General features: G+C 45.7%; 24 protein-coding genes and 1 riboswitch. Of the genes, 13 read left to right on the forward strand and 11 right to left on the reverse strand.

The window, feature by feature from the left end:
• Window positions 1-10: 10 nt before the first annotated feature.
• The 5 genes from ACQKMP_RS19280 to ACQKMP_RS19300 form a co-directional block, all read right to left on the reverse strand.
• Window positions 11-772, reverse strand: a complete 762-nt coding sequence (locus ACQKMP_RS19280; protein ID WP_427470491.1) for an ABC transporter permease — start codon at window positions 770-772, stop codon at window positions 11-13.
• Window positions 769-1,062: a thiamine-binding protein gene (locus ACQKMP_RS19285; RefSeq protein WP_036682688.1), complete on the reverse strand. Its 294-nt coding sequence runs from the start codon at window positions 1,060-1,062 to the stop codon at window positions 769-771. Before ACQKMP_RS19285 ends, ACQKMP_RS19280 begins: the two co-directional genes overlap by 4 nt.
• Window positions 1,063-1,361: 299 nt before the next feature.
• The gene (locus ACQKMP_RS19290; RefSeq protein ID WP_427470494.1) at window positions 1,362-2,411 is read right to left on the reverse strand and encodes an ABC transporter substrate-binding protein; all 1,050 of its coding nucleotides are present in this window, start codon (window positions 2,409-2,411) and stop codon (window positions 1,362-1,364) included.
• Window positions 2,412-2,571: 160 nt separating this feature from the next.
• Window positions 2,572-2,682: riboswitch (TPP riboswitch) on the reverse strand.
• Window positions 2,683-2,831: 149 nt separating this feature from the next.
• Window positions 2,832-4,283 (reverse strand): hypothetical protein, encoded by a 1,452-nt coding sequence (locus tag ACQKMP_RS19295; protein WP_339244475.1) that lies wholly within the window; start codon window positions 4,281-4,283, stop codon window positions 2,832-2,834.
• Between the two features lie 80 nt (window positions 4,284-4,363).
• Window positions 4,364-5,578 (reverse strand): MFS transporter, encoded by a 1,215-nt coding sequence (locus ACQKMP_RS19300; RefSeq protein ID WP_042184370.1) that lies wholly within the window; start codon window positions 5,576-5,578, stop codon window positions 4,364-4,366.
• A 161-nt stretch (window positions 5,579-5,739) separates the two neighbouring features.
• Here ACQKMP_RS19300 and ACQKMP_RS19305 point away from each other — a divergent pair, with 161 nt between their 5' ends.
• From ACQKMP_RS19305 to ACQKMP_RS19335, 7 genes are all read left to right on the forward strand, one after another.
• On the forward strand, window positions 5,740-6,159 hold the full coding sequence (locus ACQKMP_RS19305; RefSeq protein ID WP_427470497.1) for a pyridoxamine 5'-phosphate oxidase family protein: 420 nt from the start codon (window positions 5,740-5,742) through the stop codon (window positions 6,157-6,159).
• 147 nt (window positions 6,160-6,306) lie between these two features.
• Entirely contained in the window at window positions 6,307-6,981 is a 675-nt protein-coding gene (locus ACQKMP_RS19310) for a response regulator transcription factor (RefSeq protein ID WP_042184374.1), read from the forward strand.
• Window positions 6,978-8,402: a histidine kinase dimerization/phospho-acceptor domain-containing protein gene (locus tag ACQKMP_RS19315; protein ID WP_427470499.1), complete on the forward strand. Its 1,425-nt coding sequence runs from the start codon at window positions 6,978-6,980 to the stop codon at window positions 8,400-8,402. The genes ACQKMP_RS19310 and ACQKMP_RS19315 overlap by 4 nt, the downstream gene beginning before the upstream one ends.
• A 70-nt stretch (window positions 8,403-8,472) precedes the next feature.
• Window positions 8,473-9,384 (forward strand): ABC transporter ATP-binding protein, encoded by a 912-nt coding sequence (locus tag ACQKMP_RS19320; protein ID WP_042184378.1) that lies wholly within the window; start codon window positions 8,473-8,475, stop codon window positions 9,382-9,384.
• On the forward strand, window positions 9,381-10,097 hold the full coding sequence (locus ACQKMP_RS19325; RefSeq protein ID WP_076285176.1) for an ABC transporter permease: 717 nt from the start codon (window positions 9,381-9,383) through the stop codon (window positions 10,095-10,097). The genes ACQKMP_RS19320 and ACQKMP_RS19325 overlap by 4 nt, the downstream gene beginning before the upstream one ends.
• Window positions 10,098-10,099: 2 nt before the next feature.
• Entirely contained in the window at window positions 10,100-10,834 is a 735-nt protein-coding gene (locus tag ACQKMP_RS19330) for an ABC transporter permease (protein ID WP_042184382.1), read from the forward strand.
• A 109-nt stretch (window positions 10,835-10,943) separates the two neighbouring features.
• Entirely contained in the window at window positions 10,944-11,309 is a 366-nt protein-coding gene (locus ACQKMP_RS19335) for an ArsR/SmtB family transcription factor (RefSeq protein WP_042184384.1), read from the forward strand.
• A gap of 56 nt (window positions 11,310-11,365) precedes the next feature.
• Here the strand turns inward: ACQKMP_RS19335 and ACQKMP_RS19340 are convergent, their stop codons facing one another.
• Window positions 11,366-12,127, reverse strand: coding sequence for a CPBP family intramembrane glutamic endopeptidase (locus ACQKMP_RS19340; protein WP_427470502.1), 762 nt, complete (start codon window positions 12,125-12,127; stop codon window positions 11,366-11,368).
• Window positions 12,128-12,359: 232 nt separating this feature from the next.
• Here ACQKMP_RS19340 and ACQKMP_RS19345 point away from each other — a divergent pair, with 232 nt between their 5' ends.
• Window positions 12,360-14,606: a heavy metal translocating P-type ATPase gene (locus ACQKMP_RS19345; RefSeq protein ID WP_427470504.1), complete on the forward strand. Its 2,247-nt coding sequence runs from the start codon at window positions 12,360-12,362 to the stop codon at window positions 14,604-14,606.
• 71 nt (window positions 14,607-14,677) lie between these two features.
• Here the strand turns inward: ACQKMP_RS19345 and ACQKMP_RS19350 are convergent, their stop codons facing one another.
• The 3 genes from ACQKMP_RS19350 to ACQKMP_RS19360 all read right to left on the reverse strand — a co-directional run bounded on the left by ACQKMP_RS19350 (window position 14,678) and on the right by ACQKMP_RS19360 (window position 16,808).
• On the reverse strand, window positions 14,678-15,640 hold the full coding sequence (locus tag ACQKMP_RS19350) for an L-lactate dehydrogenase (RefSeq protein WP_042184390.1): 963 nt from the start codon (window positions 15,638-15,640) through the stop codon (window positions 14,678-14,680).
• Window positions 15,641-15,812: 172 nt separating this feature from the next.
• A complete protein-coding gene (locus tag ACQKMP_RS19355; RefSeq protein WP_042184392.1) occupies window positions 15,813-16,313 on the reverse strand; it encodes a CcdC family protein in 501 nt (166 codons plus the stop codon).
• Window positions 16,314-16,547: 234 nt separating this feature from the next.
• Window positions 16,548-16,808 carry a GlsB/YeaQ/YmgE family stress response membrane protein gene (locus ACQKMP_RS19360; protein ID WP_042184394.1) on the reverse strand — a complete coding sequence of 87 codons (261 nt, stop codon included), beginning with the start codon at window positions 16,806-16,808 and terminating at the stop codon, window positions 16,548-16,550.
• 249 nt (window positions 16,809-17,057) lie between these two features.
• Here ACQKMP_RS19360 and ACQKMP_RS19365 point away from each other — a divergent pair, with 249 nt between their 5' ends.
• Entirely contained in the window at window positions 17,058-18,107 is a 1,050-nt protein-coding gene (locus ACQKMP_RS19365; protein ID WP_427470507.1) for a lactonase family protein, read from the forward strand.
• Window positions 18,108-18,235: 128 nt separating this feature from the next.
• Here ACQKMP_RS19365 and ACQKMP_RS19370 read toward each other — a convergent pair whose 3' ends face one another.
• A complete protein-coding gene (locus ACQKMP_RS19370; protein WP_339244481.1) occupies window positions 18,236-20,503 on the reverse strand; it encodes a chlorophyllase/cutinase-like alpha/beta fold protein in 2,268 nt (755 codons plus the stop codon).
• Between the two features lie 388 nt (window positions 20,504-20,891).
• Between ACQKMP_RS19370 and ACQKMP_RS19375 the strand changes: the two genes are divergently transcribed.
• From ACQKMP_RS19375 to ACQKMP_RS19390, 4 genes are all read left to right on the forward strand, one after another.
• Window positions 20,892-22,019: a sulfate ABC transporter substrate-binding protein gene (locus ACQKMP_RS19375; RefSeq protein WP_042184400.1), complete on the forward strand. Its 1,128-nt coding sequence runs from the start codon at window positions 20,892-20,894 to the stop codon at window positions 22,017-22,019.
• Between the two features lie 100 nt (window positions 22,020-22,119).
• Window positions 22,120-22,974: a sulfate ABC transporter permease subunit CysT gene (cysT, locus tag ACQKMP_RS19380; RefSeq protein WP_076285184.1), complete on the forward strand. Its 855-nt coding sequence runs from the start codon at window positions 22,120-22,122 to the stop codon at window positions 22,972-22,974.
• Between the two features lie 499 nt (window positions 22,975-23,473).
• A complete protein-coding gene (gene cysW, locus ACQKMP_RS19385; protein WP_042184404.1) occupies window positions 23,474-24,337 on the forward strand; it encodes a sulfate ABC transporter permease subunit CysW in 864 nt (287 codons plus the stop codon).
• Between the two features lie 111 nt (window positions 24,338-24,448).
• Complete coding sequence (locus ACQKMP_RS19390; protein WP_042184406.1) at window positions 24,449-24,673, forward strand: YezD family protein; 225 nt, start codon at window positions 24,449-24,451, stop codon at window positions 24,671-24,673.
• A gap of 107 nt (window positions 24,674-24,780) precedes the next feature.
• Here the strand turns inward: ACQKMP_RS19390 and ACQKMP_RS19395 are convergent, their stop codons facing one another.
• A complete protein-coding gene (locus ACQKMP_RS19395) occupies window positions 24,781-25,089 on the reverse strand; it encodes a hypothetical protein (RefSeq protein WP_076285185.1) in 309 nt (102 codons plus the stop codon).
• Window positions 25,090-25,204: the final 115 nt, after the last annotated feature.

Here is a 25,204-nt window from a genome sequence, read left to right on the forward strand (position 1 = left end):
ATCTTCCTTTCTATGAGTTACGGCGCGGTTTCCAGCGAACTAACCATTTTTCGAGCAAGGCGATAATCGCAAAAAGCACAAGACTAAGGAGCACAATAATAACAATAGCGACAAACATCCGATCCGTACGGTAAGCCGATTTTTGCAGCAGCATATAATAGCCAATCCCTTTATCCGCGCCAATCCACTCAGCGACCACGGCTCCCATAACCGCATAAGTAGCAGATATTTTCACACCGGAAAATAGTGCCGGGATAGAAGACGGGAGCTCCAGCTTGGTGAAGATTTGCCACTTGCTTGCGCCAGCCATTTTCATATAATTCATCATGACCTGATCACTTTGAGACAAGCCGCCCATTGCAGCGACAGCTACCGGGAAGAAGCATACCAGTGTAATCAGCACGATTTTGGGCAAAAGGCCGAAGCCAAACCAGATGATAAGCAGTGGTCCGAGTGCGATAGAGGGAACATTTTGACTCAGAATAATGAGTGGATAAAAAGCCCGTCTAGCCCAAGGTAAAAGATGCAAAAGTAGAGCGACGATCAAGCCTACACCTGTACCAATAGGAAAACCGATTAATGTGAGTCGGAGCGTAGCCATCGTATGAGCCCAGAGACCTGAGGCATTACTGGTGGATTCGCGAGCAATATCAGCAGGACTCGGCAGAATCCAGGATTCGATATGGAATATAGAAACAGATAACTGCCATACGGTTAAAAAGAAGACGACCGCCACAAGGGGCGGCCATATTAGCTTCCAGGTCGATCTCACGGCCGATATTTCTCCGTCAATTTATCCATGCTGATTCCGTTAGGGTTATGAGCGATTTTGATTTGGGAGATCACGCTTGGACTACCTGCTTCGATCAGCGCCTCCTGCATTTGACGTACAACCTCCAGGAGCTCGCTCAGTTCACCTTCCATAGTAGTTTCCAGTGGATTCACCTGATGTTTAACGCCGGATTTTTGAATAACTTCAATCGCTTTATCTACGTATGGGATGGAGTCCTCATTGTTTGGAGTCTTAGGAATTACTTGAATGCTTAAAAGTGTGTTAGCCACAATAATCAATCCTCTCAAATTGTATAGGTAGTTCAAAAAGCCAACTTTGATAACGAAGTGTATTCAGGAAGCAGATTCGGCGTCGAATCTTGAACGAACTTGGGAAGTCCGGTACTCACGTAGCACATCACTACGCTCCGTTCCTCCTTCCTCAAGTAACGTCCAACCTTCTTGGTTCTGAAAGCTGACTTTTTGAACTCTCATTGAAATAGGTAAGTTCAAAAAGCCAACTTTGATAACGAAGTGTTTTCAGGAAGTAGATTCGGCGTCGAATCTTGAACGAACTTGGGAAGTCCGGTCTACTCCGCCGGTAAAAAATCATTCGTGAATGCACTAGCTGCATCCAGCGGTTTGTCCAGCAGCTTCAAATCATACATCCAGTCGCCGTAATTCTGCCAGACCTCGGTTTTTTGCTCTCCCCAGCGTGGGGCGTCGTCCTTATATTTCGGGCTAAGCCATTTTTGGCTAGCTAGGACAAGCTCGGCATCAAGGTCAGGCACAGCCTTGGATAATGTAGCGGCAGCCTCTTCTGGATGATCAATCGCATATTGATAACCCTTCGATGTGGCTTTCAGGAAAGCCTTCACCAAATCTGAATTCTCAGAAATCTGCTTCTCACTCGTGGTCAGCAGAGGGGTGTAATAATCGAGCTGAGGCGCATAATCCTTCAAGTAGAGCATATCCAGAGGCTCACCACGCAGTTCGGCTTCAATACCGGTCCAAGCGTAGAAGATCCAAGCGAAATCAATGTCACGTTTGACTGCGGTAAAATAGTCAGCTTCACCAATACTGATTAGCTTCACCTTTTTCACATCGCCACCAACAGGGTCCATGATCGCCTTCATGGCTGCTTCCTCAGCGGGAGAGCCCCAACCTCCGTAAGTTTTACCCTCAAAATCTTTTGGTGATTTAATATTCCGATCCACTGGAGCGGCGAATCCCGAAGTATTATGCTGAATAATGGCTGCAATCGAGACAAGGGGAACGCCTTGTAGACGAGCTAGAGTCAATCCTTCCTGAGCGCTGATTCCAAAAGCAGCTTCGCCAGAGGTAACCATCGTATCAGAACCCGCTGCGCCAGGTTGAACGATTTCTACATCCAGACCTTCTTCCGCATAATAACCAAGATCCTTGGCTACGTATAGACCGGTGTGGTTCGTATTCGGTGTCCAATCCAGTGCAACCTTAACTTTGGTAAGCTCTTTTGGAGCATTTGATCCGGTCGCTGCATTCGATTCCGCAGCATTTCCTTTGTTTCCGGCTGTATTCCCATTGTTGCTGCCGCATCCGGCAATCGCAAGAATGAGCATACAGGTGAGGCTAAGCATAAGTACTTTTTTGACTTGCATGTCTTCTTCTCTCCTTTAAGGTTGCCAGATCCCGTCATCCAACATGAACCATAAAGTGTAGTATGTACATTTCTTCTACATCTTTTGTGATCTACACAAAAAAAGCGCCCCGAGTGATCGGGACGCTGGCTTGGCGCAAGGTTAGTAAAGGTCACAGGGACCAAAACCAATTGGCGATTCCTACGCTGGCATTATCCAGATCAGGTATAAGGGTCAGTATCTTGTGGGATACAATCTCAGCCGGCCAATTCCAGCACCCCTGGTTCTATGAAGTTAACGGGTATTTCTCGCTTAAACGCTAATCGTCTTTATAAGGACGCTGAAGGCGTTTATGCTTGCATACGGTGTATTATAGACGGCTGTTCTCGGAATGTCTAGTAGCACGCTCCTAAATTTTTCAAATCTCTCCGTCCGTTTTCATTAATCCAGATCTTTATGTTTCTTGCGATGACGCCGCTTAAGCTCAGTAACCAGAGCACCTAGCGTAAGGACAACACTGATCATTATCCCGCTCATAATCACGAAAAGAGCAAGAAACTCAAAGGGGGAATAGCTAACCATCTTACTCCATTGAATCTTTCCATCCAGATCGTCAATGACTTGATTCATGCCATAAATCCCGCTTACCACCGTAAATACAGTGAGGATCATCAGCAGATTATCACGGCGCTTCGATTGGAACTTATCTTGATACTGAAACAGGTCAGTCAAGGTTTCTTTTACTTCCTCGAACAGAGCGTCGTTCCCGTATACTTTACGCAGCTGAAGAAAAATCTCCCGTCCTTGCGACTGTGAAATCAGCTCTAAGAAATAGAACTTTGCCGAGAATTTATTAATCGAGTAGATTAAATTATCGATCTCATCATAATCGTGGTTTATGCGTAGTCGGGAATGCATATTTGCCAGCTTTAGCAGAACGATTTTGTGGAAAATATTGAGTAGAAATCCGTAATAATATTGCCCGTACATCTGGTTGGCCAGGCTAACGGCGATCTTTGGTTCAGCTCGGGTCAGACAGCAAAAGGTCTGCTCATTCATCATATAATACGAGTCTGGGCCCCATCGGTTATAGGAATGCTCATGACAGTAGTTCGCAATATACGCTGGATCGCTGGCACTGGCATAGGGCTTCCCGTTCAGATCAATTCCATCAAGCTGAGAGGCGCGATAGCGTATATTTATACTAATTTCATCAGAATCCCCTTCACTCTGAAAGCCATAAAAGGCTTGCACCTGCATTCTTTCATCTACGAAAAAGGGAAGGGTCTCGAAATAAGCCCCATTAATATCCGAGTGATCCAGAAAAGGCTCCAGTCCATCCACCAGATTTCGGAAGACAAAATCCTCTACCATCTCATAGGTCTGTTCTCCGCAATGGATATAGGTGTAGTCATCCTGTACGAAGGTATTCTCAAGCGTCCGGAAGCGGTCCGCGAATTCCAGTGCATTACTAAAGGGAATCGAATCCCCCTCAAGCTGGACACGTATCGTCACAAATCCAAGCTGAAAAGGACATATGAATATATCCGTCGAGAGAATTTTAAAAAATATAGACTGCTGAGGAATCTCTAGAATACAGTCCAGATTATTGACTCTGGAAAAGCGGCGGAAAGAGTCTTCATCCTTCTTGCGTGGAAAAAGAATGTGTGCAGCAAACGGTAAATAGGTGCGCTCCATCCGTTCATGGGAAACACAGTGGCCTTCTCCGTAATAGGCATTTTCTAATTCTTTATTATCCAGAAAAAAACGTGTGAAGCCATCATCCTGCAATTGTTGGATAAGCTTCTTAGAATCGCCCTTTTTTATTGAAAAGGGAAAAATAAACTGCATAAGCGCAGTATGTAATAAAGGCTCAGTTGAAAGCTTATCCATTCATCGTCCATCCTTGTGCTCAGAATATGCTTATAGATGACATTACCCTAAAAGGATTAGGTTGATACCATTCTAACATTCTAAATACTGGAACTCTTTCTTTGCACTGCTTGCCTGGATTGGAACCTCCATGCGGCAATGCTCAGCAAGAACAAGAAGGCGGCAAAACCGGCAAGTAATCCAGCAGTTTGTGCCACTTTTAGATGGTCCATAGACCAGCCCATGAATAGGGGCAGCAGAGCTCCACCGACACCTCCAGCAGCGATCATTATGCTGGGTGTTGATTCTTCGGCTCCTGGCAGCATCTTGCTGGAGAAGACTAGAGCTATGGAGAAAATACCGGACATAAATAGCCCAAGTAGCATAATTACGATGAATGCAGCTAATCGATTATCTGTGAACGGAAAAAGAGCCAGCAGTAACAGGGTTAGTAAACAGCTACTTAAAATGTATACACGGTAAGAAATTTTCTCTGCAATCACTCCAGCAAACAATCTTCCCGTAGACATAGCTAGCCAAAAGAAAGTGACTGTCAGCGCCGCCGCAGATTCTGTCATCCCTAGCTTGGCGATAAAGATGGCGGGCATAAAGTTGACCAGACTCATCTCCGTACCTACATAGAGAAAGAAGAAAAGAATGAAGATGCCCAGCAGAATCCATTGTTTCCCTTTATACGGAAGCTGTGTGCTGGACTGCGAGGAATGTGCGGATGCTGAGACTTTGCGAGGTGCTCGCTCGTCTAGTATACGCTGCAGATTCCCAAAATGGCCTCTTCCCCAGAGGATGAGAGAAAGTAATGAGAAGCCAGCGACAATTAGGAATGCTAATCTCCATGCTCCGGTAGCAATGAGCGGACTGGCGATAAGAGGCATAACAAGTGCTCCTATCCCAAATAGGACTTCAAGTCGGCTCATCGCGATCGCGGTTCCTTCTGTCACAGCTCCGATAATGATGGTGCCGATGACGGCTTCGATCATACCGAAACCAAAGCCAGCCGCAACAGCAATGACATACATCCACTCCCAAGGTGGTAGAAAAGCATACGCAATCTCAGCAGTCAGGAGAAGAGCGGTGGCGATAATGATGCCTCCTCGTTTCCCAAAACGGCGATTGAGTAGGGGAGAGACAAGCACACCAGCCAGAAAACCAGCAAATTGACTAAAGATTAATTGCCCGCCGGCACTATAATTTTGATCATAATGCTGTAGCAGAACGGGAAGAATAGATCCCAGCACTACATGAGCAAGGCCAATGACAAAGTAGGAAAGACAGCCGATCCAGATCAGTTTTTTCACGAAGTAAGCCCCTTATATTGAAAGTAGTTTATGGAGTAAGGTCGGATTCAATGTGAACCGGAAGGGTACATTATAATAAGCACCATTGTTATGATAAATCCAAACGGTGAGCTTGGATATATAAACTTTTGTTTACATGCTTGAAGGGAGAGATTTACGTAATGGATAACAAACAACTGGAGCAACTCATTATTAGAGCATTGGATGACAACAAGTTCGGTTCCTTTGGTACGATCGAAGAAGGAAATAAGCCGAAAGTACGTTACATGGCCATTTTCCATGAGGGTTTGAAGATTTATTTAGCTACGAATCGCAAAACTCATAAGGTGGAGGAATTATCGAATAATCCAAATGCTTATTTGCTGCTTGGATATGAGTCAGGTGGAAGCAAAGACGTGCTGGAGATTGAAGCCACCGCTACGGTTTCTAAGGATGAAGGGCTGCGCACAAAGGTGTGGAACAAAGAGCTGGAGCCATGGTTTACAGGGCCTGATGACCCTAATTATGTGATTCTTGAACTTACTCCAACGCGTATTGAGTATGTTGGCAGTAATAAAGAGCACGGCGTGTGGACTCCCTAAACCAATTTAAATCGATTCCGAAAGCCTTCCTATCCCCCACGGGTTTAGGAGGGCTTTTTTAAAAGATAAGTCCCTGAGTGTCCTGTTAAAACATGTTATAATGACTTCAACTTTTTACGTAGTTTCTCAGGGGAGGACTTAAAATATATGAGCGTTACTCTGTTATATATTGAAGATGATCATGAAATCGGCAGCGTCGTGTCTGCGGATTTAAGTGAGCGTGGTTATAGTGTGCGTTGGCTGCGGAGCGGGGAGGGAGCGACGGAGGAAGCGGCGCCTTGTCAATTAGCTATTCTGGATGTAATGCTTCCGGGTCTGGATGGCTTTACTGTCGGACAACGATTGAAGCGGGCGTACCCTAAGCTTCCGATCTTGATGCTCTCTGCGCGAACCTCTATTGATGATAAACTGCAGGGGCTTGAATTCGCGGATGATTATTTGACGAAGCCATTTCATCCGGATGAATTGGCAGCCAGAATTGAAGTGCTGCTCAGGCGGAATGGGGCATCTGTTCAGGATTCGCTCACGCTTAAACACCTAGTCGTATATGAAGGGGATAACCGAGTAATAAATGCTCAGACACAGGAAGAAGTCATGCTTACGGGTAAGCAATTTCAGATTTTTTCTTATTTGCTGCGTCATCTCGGCCAGATTATGACGAAGGAGCAGATTTATGAAGCCGTCTGGGGAGAAGCCTATCTCGAAGGGGATAAAACTTTGATGGTACATATACGATATTTGCGCGAAAAGTTAGAACTTGATCCAGGCAATCCGGAAATTATAGAAACTGTCCGGGGGATCGGATATCGGGTAAGAGCATGAGGGGGTTAGGGCGTATTCGCAAGCAGCGTAGCTCTTCTTTGCTATCGGGATATTTGCTTATTATCGTTTCTGCACTGCTTTTTATCCCTGTGGTCCTGCCGTTATCTTTTGTTCTCTACAATATGGTTAATGAAGTGACTAAAGGGGCTCCACCTGTAGACACCTCTCTGTATTCGAGTGTTGAAGCGCTGGAGACCATGTGGCATAAAGAGGCGCTTCAATTGGAAGATGCTTCTTCGGAAGGCATAAATGAGCGGCTACATGAACTGAGCCGGAAATATACTGAGGCTACTATGTTTTGGGTAGATGGGCAGGGAATGACCCAGTTGATTCTCACACCTGATGAAGGCAATCCGGACCATGGCAGCGAAGTTCCGGAGCAGTGGACTGCGGCTGAGGCTATTTTTTTTATGAAAGAAAGTACAAAGCGTGATCCTTTAGCCATCGTCGCCTTTATGGGAGACCGAGTGGATGCGGGTAAAGGGTTTATGGTAATGCAAATTCCAAACAAGCTGCTCAACAAAGGGGCTTATGGGGGAGTCGGGGCTTGGGCTTTGTATTACTTTGTGCTCTTTGTACTTTTTGGAGGGTTCGCACTGGTTTCTTTGCTGTTCTTTAGAAAAATACGCAAACGGCTACTACAGCTGCAAACCGCGATGACGATTACGGGGCCGGATAGAATGCCTAAGTCTATTATGACGGGCAAGCTGGATGAGATTGGCAGACTGGAGGAAGCTTTTAACACGATGGTGGCGAAGCTTGACGAAAGTCGAAAGAGGGAAATCGAAGAGGAAGAGCTTCGTAAGCGTCTAGTATCTAACCTATCTCATGATTTGCGTACACCACTAACGGTTATTCGCAGCCACATCCATGTAATGACTAAAGAGAGCTTAACCCCGCAAGGACAACAGTCCTTAGAGCTAATGGATAAGCGTATAGCGGATCTTAGCGTCTTGATCGAGAATCTTTTATCCTACAATCTCCTCAACAGCGGACGGATCACTTTGAAGAAGGAGCGTAAAGATGTCTTGCGCTTGTTGCGGGAAAGTGCTGCTGCTTGGTACCCTGTATGGGAAAAAGAGAACTTCGAGATCGATATTGACCTGGAGGCTGAACCGCTGTTCTGGATGGTGGATGAGGTCTGGTTCCGCCGTATTCTTGATAATCTGTTTCAGAATATTGTACGTCATGCCAGCAGTGGTCTTTATGTAGGGATTTCTACGGAGTCCCGTAATGGGCAACGTGTTATTTTGATTACAGATCACGGCAGAGGTATCCAGAGTCCATCCGATTACAAAGGGGCAGGATTAGGGCTGTCCATCGTGGATCTGTTAATGAAGCATATGGAGTTAGAGTGGGATATGGAGAGTACAGGAGATGGCACCTCTATTGTAATCTTCAATCCACGGGATGAAATTTAAACAAAACTTAAACTTCGTGCCGCCTTGTTCTTAACCTTGGGACGTTATGCTAATTACCGAGGTGAGGAACATGAAAGAAACAGTGATTGAAACGAAGGATTTATTAAAAAAATACCGTGGCCGGGCTGCGGTGGAAAATTTAAATTTGAACATCCGCAAGGGAGAGATCTATGGCTTTCTTGGCCCGAACGGGGCAGGGAAAACAACAACAATTCGTATGCTGCTTGGACTGATCACTCCAACATCAGGAAGGATTGAAGTCTTCGGCCAGGATCTTCGCAAGCATAAACTGCAAATTTTGCGGAAGGTAGGGTCGCTTGTCGAGTCTCCATCCTATTACGGGCACTTAAGCGCTGTGGATAATCTTGAAGCCATCCGGCGTATCCTTGGTGCTCCGAAGTCACGGATTGCTGAGGTGCTAGATATTGTTTCCTTAACAGGGGAAGAGAAGCGTCCAGTTAAAGGGTTCTCCCTTGGGATGAAGCAGAGACTAGGTATTGCTGCTGCCTTGCTCGGGGAACCGGAGCTGCTTATTCTGGATGAGCCGACGAACGGACTTGACCCGTCAGGGATTCAGGAAATTCGCGGACTGATTAAACGATTGCCGCAGGAGCAAGGGATTACTGTCGTAGTATCCAGTCACTTGCTTAGTGAAATTGAGCAAATGGCGGATACCGTAGGGATTATTCGTCAAGGGCAAATGGTGTACCAAGATAGTATAACGAATCTGCAGCGGCAAGCCGGGGGAGAAATGCGGTTAGCAGTCTCGGACCCGGAGGCCGCGCTGCGTCTTGCTGAAGAACGGGGGTACACAGGGATACTTCAAGACCAAAAGCTAGTCTTCTCCCGGATGATCGATGCAAGAGTTGCCTTGCTAGTCAAAGCCTTGGTAGAGAATGGGCATGCTATTTATCGTGTAGAGGAGCGGAGACAATCACTTGAGGACTTCTTCCTGCAGGTTGTAGGAGGAGAGGAATCATGATGTGGCGGGCACTGTCGGCGGATTGGCTCAAAATCCGTGGCAAGGGACTCTGGTTTCTAGTGTTTCTTGGACCGCTTGGACTTGTAGCCATGCAAGGCTTGAACTTCGGCCTTCGTTATGATTATCTTCGAGAGCAGTATAGCGCGGATTTATGGGGTGGGCTTCTGAACAATGTAGCTGCATTTGTGCCCATTGCTCTTTTTCTTGGAGGGACCTTAGTATGCTCGTTGATTGCAAATGTAGAACATCAGATGAGCTCGTGGAAGCAGCTCTTGGCACTACCTATCTCACGTACTTCAGTATTTATGGCTAAGCTGGTGTTATGTTTGGTGCTAGTGGCGGTTTCTTGTTTGCTGCTCTCGGTGGGTACAGTTGGTTTAGGGCTTGTTTTGGGCTTCAAGGTCGAACTGATTCCGTATTTGGATGTGTTACGAATTGGCTTTATGTCCTATATTGCAGCGTTGCCGGTTATCGCTTTGCAGCTGTGGCTTTCTCTGGCTAACCGTAATCAGACATTGCCAGTTGCTCTTGGAATAACCTTATCTCTGGTGTCTATCTTCTCCATGTTACTTTCGGAGTGGGTTCCTTTAACATGGCCATATATGGCTTGGGAATCTTCGCATCGTCTCTTATTTAGCGGCGCAGGGTTGCTGCTGGGGCTGCTGATTCTTTTGCCGGGTGCACTGCACTTCGCACGAAAGGATGTGGATTAACGATGAATTCATTTTGGAGAGTGTTGTCGGCAGAACGATTAAAAATGTCTAAATCATATGTCTGGCTTTTAGTTATAGGCAGTCCGATTTTAGCATTACTTCCCGGGGCATTGGCAGATAATCAAGGGGAGAAGATGAGTTGGGAACTACTATTAAATGTGATGTCCATGATGCATGCCTTGCTATTTCTACCTGTGCTCTCGGGTATTTTTGCCGCACTGATCTGTCGTTATGAGCACCATGACGGGGGCTGGAAGATGTTGCTGTCTCTGCCTGTGACTCGTTTATCAGTGTACCTCTCAAAATATGTGATGATTATCGGATTGCTGGCTGCGGTTCAACTAACGTTCCTGGTGATGGTGCTGGGAATGGGTTTATTCCGAAATATTCCGGATTCAATCCCTTGGTCGCTGCTGCTAAGCTCGGTATTTGGCGGCTTTGTTGCCTGTCTGCCACTCGCTGCACTGCAGCTGGCTATCTCTCAAGGCTGGAGCAGTTTTGGCGCACCGCTGGCGCTGAATGTGAGTCTGACCATTCCCAATATGCTGATCGCCAATTCTTCAACCTATGGCCCCTATTATCCTTGGGTACAACCGATGTTGGCTATGATGCCGTATGGTGATGACACGTTTGGGGCTTTTAATTTACCGTTCGAAACGCTGATGATGGTAGTGGGCGGTAGTTTTATTGTGTTTTTTGCGGCAGGACTACTCTCCTTTTATCGTAAAGCGGTCTGATTTAGTACGATTCTTATAAACGCCTTCTCCATGGACATCCAGAGCTGGTTTTCATATAATTGAGGAAAACAATCAGCAAAGCTGACTAGCTGGTGGAGGAGGCGATAGCATGGAGCCAACGGCATTAGAAGATTGCGATAACACATGCAAGGGTTCGGAGCTTGAACCGGAATCCATTGCATTGATTCTGCCTGACCGAGAAATAACGGATAAAATGGCAGAGATGTTCAAAGCGTTGGGTGATCCCACACGAGTGCGGCTCATTTACGCTTTGTCCCAGAAAGAATTATGTGTACACGATTTGTCCGTGATCCTTGATATGGGACAATCTGCGATATCCCATCAGCTCCGTTATTTACGGAATTTACGAATTGTGAAGCGTCGTAAAGAAGGGAAGACGGTATTCTATTCGCTCAACGATGCGCATGTAGAGCAGATCTTTCTGCAGACGCATGAACATGTCCGTCATGAATAGCTGTATTTTTCAAAAAAAGAGCGGTTCTCCGATTGTTGGAGAACCGCTCTTTTGCGTTAACTAGATTGATTTAGGTTGCTCGATAGGGTTGGTTTTCTAAAGGATAGAGCCAGCCAGAGACAATGCACAGCGAGTACGAGAAGGATGAATAGATCGATCCCCATATATTCGCTTGTATTATCGTTACCAACAAACTGAATCAGATTATGTACAAAATGAAACAATATCAGCGGTAGAATATTATTATTTTTCAGCATCAACAAGGTAAGCACAAAACCGATCAGAAGAGAATATACGAGCTGTAGGAGGATTTGCGTCATGTCTGTACCGGATAAAGCATTAAGCAAGTGGGTAATAGAGAAGAGTATGCTTGAAGTAATCACAGCCGTTTTAGCGCCCTTAGTGAGTAAAGTCTTGAAAATCAATCCGCGGTAAATACTTTCTTCCACAAAGGCTACAAGCAGGGTGAAGAAGATAAAGAACAACACCTCAGACGTACTGATCTCACGAAAACCTTTAAAGGATATGGTGATCAGGACGACAGCTAGAGGTGCGTAATAAATCCACTTCTCAGAGGAAATGGTATTCAGAGGACGGAAGCCAAGATCACTCCATTTGTTCTTAACCGTGAAGTAGATGATCAGTACAAGCGCGATTGGAATAAAGGAGATCAGTACAGGGGCGGTATACGAAAGCTCTTTAATTGTAGCGTAAGTCCCGGCGGCAGATACAGCTAAAAGTAACAGCACCTCAATAATAACAACGGTCCAAACAGGGTATTTCTGTGAAAAAGAAGACGTCTTGGCTAGCTTTGACATGGTCTACATTCATCCTTCCTTCTGTGTAATTTAGTTGCCAATTCATCTCGGGTGCAATCATACATGATTTACCATATTTTCACGAAAAAATCAATTTATTTAATTTTTATGAGAGCGGAGAAAAATGGTGTATATGACGTATTGACCTTCAAAAATAAAGGGAATATAATAGCAATAAGAAAACATATGAACAAGTGCTCATATATGGTTTTTATTTGAGGAGATGTGCCGTATGGATACGATGCAAGGAAAAGTAAAACGTCAGTGGGAATTAGAAGGCTTAGATTGCGCCAATTGCGCAAGGAAAATCGAAGATAAAGTGAAAAAAATTGAGGGCGTATCGTCTTGTTCCGTTAATTTTGTTACGAAGACAATGACGATGGAAACCGCCGCAGGTTATGAGGAATCGGCGATTGTAGAAGCAAAGAAAACGGTGAAGGCACTTGAGCCCCATGTAAATGTAAGAGAGAAGACTCAGGGCAGTCGCAAGCTGCAGAATAACAGTAGTCATACGCATGGAGAGGATCACAAACATGGCCATGAACACGATCATCAGGCTGCAGACGGACATAAGCATGATGATGCGGATGGTCACAGCCATGGCCACAGCCACGAGCATGGGGAAGGCGATACGCGTAAGATTCTACTGCGGTTAGGTGGCGGTGGGATACTCGCGCTTGCCGGAATATTCTTACCGGTGGAGGGTGTAGTAGAACTGCTGATTTTCTTAGCAGCCTATCTCATTGTGGGTAGTGAAGTTGTCTGGCAGGCGGTTAAGAACATTACCCGGGGTCAGGTATTTGATGAGAATTTCTTGATGGCTCTTGCAACCATCGGTGCTTTTGCGATTGGTGAGTATCCAGAGGGCGTAGCGGTTATGCTTTTTTACCAAATCGGAGAGTTGTTCCAAGGTCTAGCAGTAAACCGTTCACGTCGATCTATCACGGCACTTATGGATATCCGTCCCGAATTTGCTTACCTTAAGCTTGGAAATGATCTAAAACGAGTCTCTCCTGAGGAAGTGTCGATCGGTGATGTGATTGTTGTGAAACCGGGTGAGAAGGTACCTCTGGACGGAACGATCCTTGAGGGAAGCGCCATGATGGATACATCAGCACTTACCGGGGAGTCTGTACCGCGTTCGGCTGGACCGGGAAGCACAGTATTAAGTGGATTTATTAATCGGAACGGCGTTATTACGATGCAAGTTACACAGACCTTTGGTGAATCAGCCGTATCCAAAATTCTGGAGTTGGTACAGAATGCTTCAAGCAACAAAGCCAAAACAGAGAACTTTATTACTAAGTTTGCACGGGCTTACACACCTATAGTAGTGATCACAGCTGTCCTGCTAGCTGTCGTTCCTCCGCTAGTGATTAGCGGGGCAACCTTCTCAGATTGGATTTACCGGGCGCTTGTATTTCTCGTAATCTCCTGCCCATGTGCGCTTGTGGTCTCGATTCCACTTGGTTTCTTCGGAGGGATTGGAGCAGCTTCACGCAGTGGTATTCTGATTAAAGGAAGCAACTATCTTGAAGCGTTAAATGATGTGAAAGTAGTTGTCTTTGATAAGACCGGAACGTTGACTAAGGGGCAATTTAAGGTTACAGGAATTTATCCGTCAGGTGGCAAGTCTAAGGATGAATTGCTGCAGACAGCTGCTTATGCGGAGAGCCATTCGAACCATCCGATTGCCGAATCGATTAGGGCGGCTTATGGAGAACAGATTTCTAAGGAAGCGATCTCGAATTACAACGAAATCTCCGGTCATGGAATCGAGGTTTCGATTGAAGGCAAGACCGTACTTGCAGGTAACGCGCGTCTGATGGAGCGAGAGGGCATAGCTTATGAGGTGCCAGCGCAAAGCGGTACAGTTGTTCACATCGCGGTGGATCATCAGTATGGGGGTTATCTGGTGATTGCTGATGAAGTGAAGGAGGACTCGCAGCAGGCTATTCAGAGCCTCAAGAAGCTTGGCATCCGTAAAACGGTGATGTTAACTGGCGATGCTTCTTCTGTAGCTGAAGATGTTGGGAAGCAGTTAGGTGTAGATGAGGTTCACGCGGAGCTTTTGCCGCAGCATAAGGTAGAGGCCATCGAGAAGCTGGATCGTGAAAAGTCACATCGCGAGAAAATTATTTTTGTCGGTGATGGAATTAACGATACCCCAGTACTAGCTAGAGCAGATGTTGGGATCGCAATGGGCGGACTGGGCTCCGATGCTGCGATTGAAGCGGCAGATATTGTAATTATGACCGATGAGCCTTCGAAGATTCCTGTTGCTATCGGAATTGCCAAGCGTACACGGATGATCGTATGGCAAAATATTATTTTTGCTCTAGGCGTTAAAGCTATATTTCTTATTCTCGGCGCATTTGGGATTGCCACGATGTGGGAGGCTGTATTCTCAGATGTTGGGGTAACCGTGCTGGCTGTACTGAACAGTATCCGAGCATTAAAAGTTAAAGATCAAGGATAAAAAAATCGCTCTTTAGGGTATTGGTGTTATTCACCGATCCCCAAAGAGCGATTTTTTCTGTTTGCAGGAGATTAAATGCTGTCTTCCAAGTGTAAGCTCTCAATGCCTGAGCGAACAATGCTGCAGGAGGCGTTGAATTTCTCCGCTTCTTCGGTGTTTAGGTTAAGCTCCAGTAGCTCTTGAATTCCAGTGTTGCCAATAATGGCAGGTACGCCGGTACATATACCACTTTGCCCGTACTCTCCATCCAGAATTGCGGATACGGCAATGATCTTATGCTCATCATTCAGAATGGAACGAGTAATGTAAGCCAGTGCGCTGCCAATACCGAAATGTGTGGAGCCTTTTTTGGTAAATATCTCCCAGCCCGCATCTTTGGTCTTGCGGGAGATATCCTCCAGATCTAGATGCTGGAACCGCTCACGATGCTGATCCATAATTTGCAGGATGGGCTTACCGCCAATCGTCACATGTGACCAAGCTACAAACTGGGATTCACCATGTTCTCCAAGTGCGTAGCCGTTTACGCTGCGTGGATCGATGGAGAAAACATCAGATAGTAGTGTCTTTAGGCGCGAGGAGTCAATGGAGGTTCCTGTACCAATAATTCTGTGGCGAGGCAGCCCTGATATTTTCCATACCATATAAGTGACAATATCGACTGGATTAGCGGCGACTACGAATATTCCATCGAATCCCCCAGCCATAATGTTGGTAATAATTTCTCTAGTAATGACTGCAGAAGCTTCCAGGACGTCAAGTCTTGTCTGCCCTGCCTTTGGATTAGCGCCGGCGGTTAAGATAACTACATCCATTCCTGCGCAGTCGCTATGGGTTCCGGCATACACCTTGGTGCGTGTGCTTGTGAAATCCATGCAGTGTGAGAGATCAAGTGCTTGTGCCATAGCGCGGTCATAGGTGCGGTCGATCATCATGATCTCGTCGCAAATTGCCTGATTGACCATGGAGTAGGCGCAGCTGGAACCGACCATCCCGGCACCGACGATGGCAACTTTTCTTGATTTACTTTTCAATTGCCTTGACCTCGCTTTCTATTGTTAGGTATGCATATATTTTAACGTATCCCTCCACAAGTTACCTAACATCGGACACAGAAAAATGTTTTTTCCTACAAGGTATTCATCCACGTAAGAAGCCATCTCAATCGTATGAATTGAAATGGCTTCTTAGAATAACAATATATACTTATGACTGTAAGGACTGTGCCTCCGAGGAGGTCATAGCTTTATAACGTTTGTACATAAAGAATCTCCAATGAAGAATCATTCCGAAGGCTAAGATGAAGAATAACCCACCGGACTGAGGGATACTGACATAACTATTAATAAATTCATGAAGTAAGGTGCGAACTAAAAGGAGTCCGAGCAGAATGAAAGCAAAGCTCTTAGAACGCTGAGCATAAATTTGTCCATCCCGTTGTTCGAAGTTTGTGCTGCGTATTAGAGGATACGCGAAGATGAACCAGCCAATCAAAAAGGCGAGTGCTGCCCACCATAAAGGAAACCTAACTTCAGGTACAACGAACATGGCAAAGCCAGTCGACATTCCGAGAGGTGGAATCCATATTTTTCGAATGGTAACCGGACGTGCGCTAGCTTTTAGACGAATAAAAATAACCATTAGCGCCATGAGCAAGGTCCCTATAGTGGAGCCGATATGTAGGAGTGAGGGGTTAATGCTACCCATGATTCACGACCTCTCTATGATTTGAGTCACTTGTATCTTCATTATAACAGAAAAACGATGGCGGAACATTGAAGTGTAGCCGCTGTATGGAGGTAGTAGCTCCGTGAAAAGCACTGCATACTACATTAAGTAGAAAGAGGCCGAAAACACCAAATAGCAGGTCAAGGTAGTTAACCTTGACCTGCTATTTTTTAATAATATAAGTAGTCCAATAATTATTGGTTCAGCTTAAGCTTATGAACGGCTACGTCCATTTGTTGAGCGAAGAATAAGGCTGACGATAAAGATCAGAACAACGGCCCCGATCAAAGAAGGGAAGAAATAGAAATCACTTACTTTAGGTCCCCAACTTCCCAGAAGCACGCCACCGAGCCATGAACCGATAATACCTGCGATAATGTTACCAATTACCCCGCCTGGAATATCTCTGCCCATAATCAGACCCGCTAACCAACCAATGATCCCACCAACAATTAACATCCATAAAAAACTCATGTTACTTCAACTCCTTCGTTTTGTTGTTTTCGATGTCTACTATTAACCTTGCCAATCATGTTTAAACCACTTGTAAAAACTTACTACTGCCGGAAGAGTTAGGAAATGGCTTCAAAATTGAACTCGATAATGTATTACAACTATAAACATGCTATAGTGAAAAAATATTATAAAATACTGAGTGAGTTGCTATCAGTAAAGGGTAATTAAGAAGTAAATACAATTTATACAAACAAAGGAGTCGCTACTATGGAACGGCCTAATGAGGTATTGTTTTATGTGGGAACGTACAACCCTGAAGGTGAGGAAGCTATTCTACTCTGCTCACTTAGTCCTTCATCAGGGGAAATGAAGATTCTTGAGGGTACTAAGGGCATTGAGAATCCATCGTTTTTAGCAGTAAACAGCACAGGCAGCGTGCTCTATGCGGTTAGTGAGAAGGATGAGGGCGAAGTCTATGCTTTTGCTATTGATCCTGTTACTAAAGCGTTGAGTCCACTTGGAAGTCGTCCTACGGAAGGTGGCGCTCCTTGTTATGTCTCGATCAGTCCTAAGCAAAATTACATATTCGTCTCTAATTATTCCGGTGGCAATGCCAACGTATTTCCTGTAAATGAGGATGGTTCGCTTCAGGTCATGTCTGATCAAGTGAAACATGTAGGTTCAGGAATTCGTGAAGACCGTCAGGAAGCTCCGCATCCACACTCCGTCATTCCGGATGGAAGTGGCAAGTATATACTGGTTTGCGACTTGGGACTGGATCAAATCCTGATTTATCGCCTTGAAGAAGGTAAGCTGTCTAAGCATCGGGAGATTAATCTCCCACCAGGTTCAGGTCCACGCCATCTGGCGGTACACCCTTCAGGACAATGGATTTATCTGGCGAATGAACTAAACTGTACCGTAACGGTATTTGCTAATGATGAGCAGAATGGAAACCTCAGCATTTTACAGCATGTCAGCACGCTTCCAGAGCAATATAATGCAGGTAGTGATGATACAGCTTCCGATATTCATGTATCGCCATGTGGTAAATTCTTGTATGTCTCAAACCGGGGACAAGATAGTATCGCCTTGTTCCATATTGAGGGTTCAACAGGTCATCTTGAAGCGGTAGATTGGCAGGTTACAGGCGGACGTACTCCGCGTAATTTCGCCATTATTGGTGGCAAGCTGCTCGCTGCGAATCAAAATAGTGATATTATCACTTCGTTCTCCATCGATAGTGACAGTGGCAGATTAATTCCTACAGGGAACGAGCTGAAGATAAAGACACCGGTCTGTATTCAAGCCGTGTAGGCTGGGAATAGGTTATTGTATGTTTCAATATTAGGGGCTATTCCCCGAAATTTATCAAAATAAAAGGCCTTCCAATCAGCTGTACATGTGCTGAGGGAAGGCCTTAAATGGTATAATGGCAAGTTACCTTAAAACATATTTCGAATTCCTAGATCGTAAAAGCCTATGTCATCTAGCATGATTTTATCTCCCTCGGCTTCAAGGTAGAAGGTGATTTCCGTCAGGTTCTCAGGCTCTAGCTCAGGTTCTTCCTCCTGAAACTGTTCGAACGGCATCTCATAGGTCTGAAATACAGCTTCGGACAGATCACCGTACTTCCCATCATTAATCCGTTCTTCAAGCCATGGGAATAACGTGAACTGAGTTTGCGGCAGTGGAAGAATATCCATTACCTCACTTAACGGCAAGCGTGCCGAGGTATCATTTTTGTCGGTTAACTCAACCTCTACATTGGGAGGTAGCGGAATACTTAGTTCATCTTTGATATCACCATTGAGGTTTGCTAAGGAAAATGTAAGGCCATCTGCGTCTGAAAGGGCCATTTCAGTAACAACACTGTCTTTAAGCTTAATGTTGTAATAAGCTTCCTCGTCTTTTTTGGCTGTGCGTTCAAGAACGACACCATATGTGGCTTTGCTCTTCGATTCACGATCCTTCGCGAGCTCTTCCGACCAGGATAATCCGGATGCTTCTGCTGTTCCGAGATTAACGGTATTCTTGTTGCGGTCCTCGTCAAATGTGGCTACAGGCCGATATCCCCCATCCTGGAATCGATTGTAGTAAGTGGTCTCCGGTAGCCATTTCAGTCCGCTGCGGTAATCCCGGAACAAGCTCTGGTATTCGTCTTTTCCATGCAAAGTGGTCTCTAGAAAAGCTGATACATACACTTTAGCGATTTGCCGCTGCTTGTCTGCATCCATAGTTTGCGCTCGATTTAAAAAGAGGCCAGCAGGTAATGTCTGATCATACGCGCCCCAATCACTGTTGAATTGACTGTGATTGGCGTCCGCAATATACAGCGAGCTTTTGAAAGCAGAGGACCCTTGGGAATAGGATGTACGTATATACTGCCGGTCACCATAGAAATCATGTACATCCCCATCACGAGCCCCTTGCAGAGTCAAATAGTTGACATCCTTGAGACGGGCTTGCTGATCGTCTATCGTTTTGTCCGTAGGGGCAAGGGCGACCACAGAGGCTATATTAAAACGATCTACTGCCTTCATAACGGGATCATTTTTGAACCAACGCTCGGCGTCTGCTGCCATAGCAACAGCTTGTCCTCCACGGCTATGGCCGAGCAGGGCGGTTTTTGTGAAATCTATTTTTTGATAAAAAGGATTGTCTGGTTCATCCGAGAAAGCTGCTAGCTGTTCCAGGTGTTTCAGAATGATCCAGGTCCGTACTTTGAAATCATTGTCCGGAATACCGGACCAAGCAGAATAGTTTAGGAAATTCTCATCCAGGGAAATTGCGATAAACCCCCGGCTGGCCAAGAGTTCACCGAGATAAGCGTACCCTCCGTCAGAGTAATCTTCCATCATATGATTTCCGTGCACCATCAGAACTACCGGATAGGGACCATCGCCCTCAGGCATCCATACTCGGCCGTTCAGTGGAAGTGCATTATAATCGAAACCCCAGAATAAAGTGCGGAGTTTTGACCAATCCTTAATATAAGCAGAAGCATCTACTGTAGAAGAGATCACATTGGTATCCTTGCCGTATTCGGTCCGATGCAGATCCTTACCGCTGGCATAAGTGAAGGTCTGATAGGCTTGATTGCCAGGTTGTGATGGACTTGCGGCTGTTAATGGAATCACATCTGAATCACTGATATCAATGGGTTCCAAAGTAGGTATTTCCTGCACTCCGTTTGCCAGAGCAAGTTGGGAAAAAGTCACCGTAATGGTAAGCAGAAGTCCCATGGTTATTCTTTTGCTGCGCAGCAGACCGATGGCTAATCCGCCCAATGCACCTAATACGGATAGTAGAACAGCAATGAGAGCCGCAGCTTCAATCTCAAAATCTGCGTAATATAAGATTAGTAGAATCGCTCCAACATCGCTCAATACACAGCCTGCGAATAGTCGTGGGATGCGCAGTCCGGTCAAGGCGATCAGTACAGCAATGATATTGCTGGCAATGGCCAGCAGAATGGTACTCGTACCCGCAGCAAGTGCAATATCTGTTGGCACCCCTAATCCAGTGGGTATTCCTAATACGGCAGTGGTGAAGGCTAAAAAGCAAACGATCCAAAGACCAGCGATTGCTGTCCTCCAGACCGTTGTATCATAACGGTAAGTTCCCCTAATCCTTCGACTAATTTCTTGAGTCATTCTCCTATGAAGCCGTGGTCTTATCGGCGCAGGGACGTACTCTAAATCCATACCCATGATTCTCACTCCCGACATTAAGCGGTAATTTCTCTAGACCATAAGCTGTAGCAATAATATTACTTTATAGCATCAATAACAAGTGGATCTTACAGGAACCCACACTATTGCCTGAATAGCGTGGGATTTGAAAGATTCCTTTGTCATTGGCTGGAAAAAAAGGTTTGACACGGTTAAAGGGTTTCAGTATTATATCCATATAAACCAACTAAGTAGATAGGAATAATTGAAGAAAGTTCTTACCGTACAGACGGAGGAACGCCTGCATTAGGCTCGCAGACACGTGTCATAGGACCGGTTTGACCTGCCATACGTGGGCTTTCCTCCGTTCTTTTTGTTATCCACAGGAAAGAAATGAAGGCAAGAAAAACATGGGGGAGTGGAAAAGATGAAGAAAAAGATGAATAAAGGGCTTCTTGTAGGGTTTAGCTTGTTGCTGACGGCAGGGCTTACTGCTGCTTGCGGCAGCAATAACAACAACGGCAATAGTGCTAGTTCGGCAACAGACGCACCAGCAACAACCAATTCAGCGGAGGCCACAAATGCGGCTGAAGCAACAAAAACTCCATCTAAAGATCCAGTAGAACTACTGAACGTATCTTATGACCCTACTCGCGAATTGTACGAGAATTATAATAAAGCTTTTGCTGCCTATTGGGAGAAAGAAACAGGACAGAAGGTCACCATTAAACAATCCCACGGTGGATCGGGGAAACAAAGCCGTGCTGTACTTGATGGTCTGGAAGCGGATGTTGTGACCTTAGCACTTGGTTATGATATTGATGCCTTGCAGGAAAAGGGACTTATTAATGAAGGCTGGCAAAGTAAATTTGATCATAACAGTTCACCGTACACCTCGACGATCGTATTCTTAGTACGCAAAGGAAATCCAAAAGGAATCAAAGATTGGCCGGATTTGCTTAAGGAAGGCGTAGAAGTGATTACACCAAATCCGAAAACATCAGGTGGCGCACGTTGGAACTACTTGGCGGCGTGGGGTTACGCGCTAGACCACAACAATAACGACGAAGCTAAGGCTGAGGAATTTGTAAAAGAATTGTTCAAACATGTTCCGGTGCTGGATACGGGTGCGCGCGGTTCTACAACCACTTTTGTAGAGCGTGGAATTGGCGATGTGCTGATTGCATGGGAGAATGAAGCTTACCTTTCTGTAGAAGAGCTTGGTCCAGATAAATTCGATATCGTAAATCCATCTGAGAGCATTCTGGCTGAACCGCCGGTAGCAATAGTAGATAAGGTTGTGGATAAAAGAAATACGCGTGAAGTGTCCGAGGCTTACTTGAAGTATCTCTATACGGAGGAAGGACAAAAAATCGCGGCTGAGAACTACTACCGTCCAACGCTAGAAAGCGTGAAAGAACAATATAAAGATAAGTTTCCGGAAATAAAGCTCTTCACATTGGCTGATAAATTCGGAACCTGGAAAGAAACGCAAGAGAAGCATTTTAACGATGGCGGGATCTTTGACAAGATCTATGTGCCGGGTGCTAAATAACAGATTAATTAAACGAAAATTATATTTTTCTTTAAGAGATTTGTCCCTAGTAAGGGGCTGATCGGCTAACCTGCCGAAGGCGAGAAAGGATGAATAGGGGATGAATGTCACCGCAACGACTACAGCTGTATCGGCGACAACGCGGCGAAAGATACTACCCGGTTTTGGGATAACGATGGGGTACAGCGTACTTTACCTGAGTCTCGTGGTACTCTTGCCACTTTCAGCATTGTTGTTCAATTCTACTGGGCTGAGCTGGGCGAAATTCTGGGATGTAGCTACCGATCCGCGTGTATTGGCTTCGTATCGTGTCAGCCTGTCTACGGCAGCGGCTGCTGCTTTTGTGGATGCTATTCTAGGTCTCTTGCTGGCATGGGTACTAGTGCGTTACGAATTTCCGGGCAAAAGAATATTTGATGCGCTGATCGATCTTCCGTTTGCTTTACCGACAGCTGTAGCTGGTGTCTCCTTGACGGCTCTTTATGCCACAAATGGCTGGATCGGAGCGTGGCTTGAGCCACTAGGATTAAAGGTGGCATTTACTCCGCTTGGCATTACCCTTGCCTTAATGTTCATCGGGATACCGTTCGTCGTGCGAACGGTACAGCCGGTGCTGGAGGATTTGGACCGAGATATGGAGGAAGCCTCGGCAACCCTCGGTGCAGGCCGCTGGAGAACCTTTCGTTCAGTAGTACTGCCTGAGCTGTTCCCGCCGTTGTTAACGGGCTTTGCTTTGGCATTTGCCCGTGGTATTGGTGAATTCGGCTCTGTCGTATTCATCTCCGGTAATATGCCGATGAGAACGGAGATTGCTCCTTTGCTTATTATGTCCAAACTGGAGCAGTATGATTACGCTGGTGCTACTGCCGTTGCGTTGCTCCTGCTTCTCATTTCCTTCTTAATGCTGTTAGTCATTAATACGCTCCAGCGTTGGGTGCGTAAGACTTCTCGGTAAGTCTTTCGGTTTTACTCAGATTTTATTCCCTATTCTCTAATGTTTTTGTATTAGAACTTGCTGAGCGAGTATTAGCGAGGCTACATCCGAACAGGTAAATGACGACTTTATGTTACGAAGCATACTTGCTTCCGTGAAATGCGGAATCAGTCGCAGAGTGAATTTGCTTTTAGAGGAGCGATAGCGATCTCGAAGTTTTGAACCAGATAACTGGTAAGAAAGGAACGGAGAGGAATATTGGAACTGTAGAAGCGTTAGCGTTCGCCTTTATCCTCGGATTTCTACCGCGGACAGCGGTTCAAATCAGGAAATCTGAGGATAACAGCGATCGGAAGTCCAATATTCCTTGGAGTGACCCATTACCAGTAATCTTGTTTGAACGATTCCAGCCGCCCGATAACTCCCAAATTCACTCGAAGACATTTCATATTTCCCGTTGTTCGGCATTTTTCAGAAGCTAATCATGCTTTCGTAAAACCCTTTAAAGGAGGAATAACTTGTGGCAGGCACGATCCCACTCCAAGCCCCCCGGCTACAGAAGAATACATCCTCGCCAGCGACAACGGAAACCAAGGCTGTAAAATGGGTGTTGATCGGAGCTGCTGGACTAGTCCTTTTTTGGCTGATTGCCTTGCCTTTGATTGTCGTGCTGACAGAGGCACTCAAAAAGGGCTGGGACGTATATATAGCTGCTCTGACCGATCCAGATGCCCGTTCCGCTTTGCGGCTGACGTTGCTTGTTGCAGCGATCACTGTACCACTGAATACCTTTTTTGGCGTAGCGGCTGCATGGGCAGTAACCAAGTTTCGTTTTCGCGGTAAAGGGTTTCTCATTACCTTGATAGATCTCCCCTTTGCAGTATCGCCTGTCATCGGCGGTCTGATCTTTGTGCTCGTCTTCGGCGCCAACGGTTGGTTTGGCCCTTGGCTGAGCGCCCATGATATCAAGATCGTATTTGCGCTTCCAGGCATCGTGTTGGCCACGCTGTTTGTGACCTTTCCCTTTGTGGCGCGTGAGTTAATCCCGCTGATGGAGGATCAAGGGACACAGGAGGAAGAGGCAGCGATTACCCTCGGAGCACATGGGTGGCAAATCTTTTTCAGAGTCACGCTTCCTAATATTAAATGGGGTTTATTGTACGGTATTATTTTGTGTAATGCGCGGGCCATGGGCGAGTTCGGCGCAGTTTCTGTGGTGTCCGGGCATATACGTGGGGAGACGAATACACTGCCGCTGCATGTTGAGATTTTGTACAATGAATATCAATTTTCAGCCTCTTTTGCAGTAGCTTCACTGCTCCTGTTGTTGGCTTTGGTGACGATGATTATTAAAAGCTGGTTATCACGAAAAAATGCCCATTGACAGTACTTTTGGTTCCGTGCTAAGTTAATTCATAGTATACGGGTTGGTAATAACGGAATTATGGAATTTAGGCGGATATAATCCTTTGGATGGGGAAAGGGAGGCTAGAGAATGGCTAAACCGCTGAAAGTGGATGATTTATGGCTTACGCGGATTGCAGGGCTTCTGGATGATATGGAATTTGGCTCCTTGCACATCGTAGTGCATGAAGGTCAGATTGTTCAGATGGAGCGTACGGAACGCAAACGTTTTGAGAATGGCAATGGCAACGCAAACGGGCGTTACATTAATGAGAGTGGAACCCGGCGGGCCGATTCCCAATCGGCAGGACGTTGATACAATCTCGGGCAATCATAAAGGTATATATCATATTTAAGAATAAACGCTAATAACCCACTCCTGAATAGGGGCGGGTTATTTTTCTGACGATTTAGGTGCTCTTATTAATAACGATTTGCCTGACGTGAAGAGGAAATCCCTTCAACGAGCAGTACGAGCGCAGTGATGCCATGCATGATCCAACCTAAGAGTGGGATAAACGCTAAAATCGAGGTGATAATGCCTAGAACATTCCCTACGATGGGTTTCCGCTCTCTTTGCAGGATTACAATGGCTACAGCGTGGAGTAAAAAGGCAACGGCAAGTGGGACCCAACCATTGGCTATAATAAAGAGACCGCCGAGGACAGGCAGAGCCAGAAAAGCCTCATACACACACGTTCCCCATTTAAACAGCTTTGCTACAGGAGACATTATGCCACCAACCTTTTTAGAATATTGTTATATATACTATTCCACACAGTGAGTAATAGGATTCAAGAATATAATACTTACCACTTTGACGGATGTGTATGAATTTTGGGAATGG

This window comes from Paenibacillus sp. NPDC101420 (assembly GCF_050277435.1).
Taxonomy (GTDB): Bacteria; Bacillota; Bacilli; order Paenibacillales; family Paenibacillaceae; genus Paenibacillus_AQ.

Excerpts from the sequence above, each read along its gene's own strand:
- ACQKMP_RS19290 (WP_427470494.1), bottom strand. The coding sequence starts at position 2,411 with ATGCAAGTCAAAAAAGTACTTATGCTTAGCCTCACCTGTATGCTCATT.
- ACQKMP_RS19295 (WP_339244475.1), bottom strand. The coding sequence starts at position 4,283 with ATGGATAAGCTTTCAACTGAGCCTTTATTACATACTGCGCTTATGCAG.
- ACQKMP_RS19305 (WP_427470497.1), top strand. The coding sequence starts at position 5,740 with ATGGATAACAAACAACTGGAGCAACTCATTATTAGAGCATTGGATGAC.
- ACQKMP_RS19310 (WP_042184374.1), top strand. The coding sequence starts at position 6,307 with ATGAGCGTTACTCTGTTATATATTGAAGATGATCATGAAATCGGCAGC.
- ACQKMP_RS19315 (WP_427470499.1), top strand. The coding sequence starts at position 6,978 with ATGAGGGGGTTAGGGCGTATTCGCAAGCAGCGTAGCTCTTCTTTGCTA.
- ACQKMP_RS19320 (WP_042184378.1), top strand. The coding sequence starts at position 8,473 with ATGAAAGAAACAGTGATTGAAACGAAGGATTTATTAAAAAAATACCGT.
- ACQKMP_RS19325 (WP_076285176.1), top strand. The coding sequence starts at position 9,381 with ATGATGTGGCGGGCACTGTCGGCGGATTGGCTCAAAATCCGTGGCAAG.
- ACQKMP_RS19330 (WP_042184382.1), top strand. The coding sequence starts at position 10,100 with ATGAATTCATTTTGGAGAGTGTTGTCGGCAGAACGATTAAAAATGTCT.
- ACQKMP_RS19335 (WP_042184384.1), top strand. The coding sequence starts at position 10,944 with ATGGAGCCAACGGCATTAGAAGATTGCGATAACACATGCAAGGGTTCG.
- ACQKMP_RS19340 (WP_427470502.1), bottom strand. The coding sequence starts at position 12,127 with ATGTCAAAGCTAGCCAAGACGTCTTCTTTTTCACAGAAATACCCTGTT.
- ACQKMP_RS19345 (WP_427470504.1), top strand. The coding sequence starts at position 12,360 with ATGGATACGATGCAAGGAAAAGTAAAACGTCAGTGGGAATTAGAAGGC.
- ACQKMP_RS19355 (WP_042184392.1), bottom strand. The coding sequence starts at position 16,313 with ATGGGTAGCATTAACCCCTCACTCCTACATATCGGCTCCACTATAGGG.
- ACQKMP_RS19360 (WP_042184394.1), bottom strand. The coding sequence starts at position 16,808 with ATGAGTTTTTTATGGATGTTAATTGTTGGTGGGATCATTGGTTGGTTA.
- ACQKMP_RS19365 (WP_427470507.1), top strand. The coding sequence starts at position 17,058 with ATGGAACGGCCTAATGAGGTATTGTTTTATGTGGGAACGTACAACCCT.
- ACQKMP_RS19370 (WP_339244481.1), bottom strand. The coding sequence starts at position 20,503 with ATGGGTATGGATTTAGAGTACGTCCCTGCGCCGATAAGACCACGGCTT.
- ACQKMP_RS19375 (WP_042184400.1), top strand. The coding sequence starts at position 20,892 with ATGAAGAAAAAGATGAATAAAGGGCTTCTTGTAGGGTTTAGCTTGTTG.
- cysT (WP_076285184.1), top strand. The coding sequence starts at position 22,120 with ATGAATGTCACCGCAACGACTACAGCTGTATCGGCGACAACGCGGCGA.
- ACQKMP_RS19390 (WP_042184406.1), top strand. The coding sequence starts at position 24,449 with ATGGCTAAACCGCTGAAAGTGGATGATTTATGGCTTACGCGGATTGCA.
- ACQKMP_RS19395 (WP_076285185.1), bottom strand. The coding sequence starts at position 25,089 with ATGTCTCCTGTAGCAAAGCTGTTTAAATGGGGAACGTGTGTGTATGAG.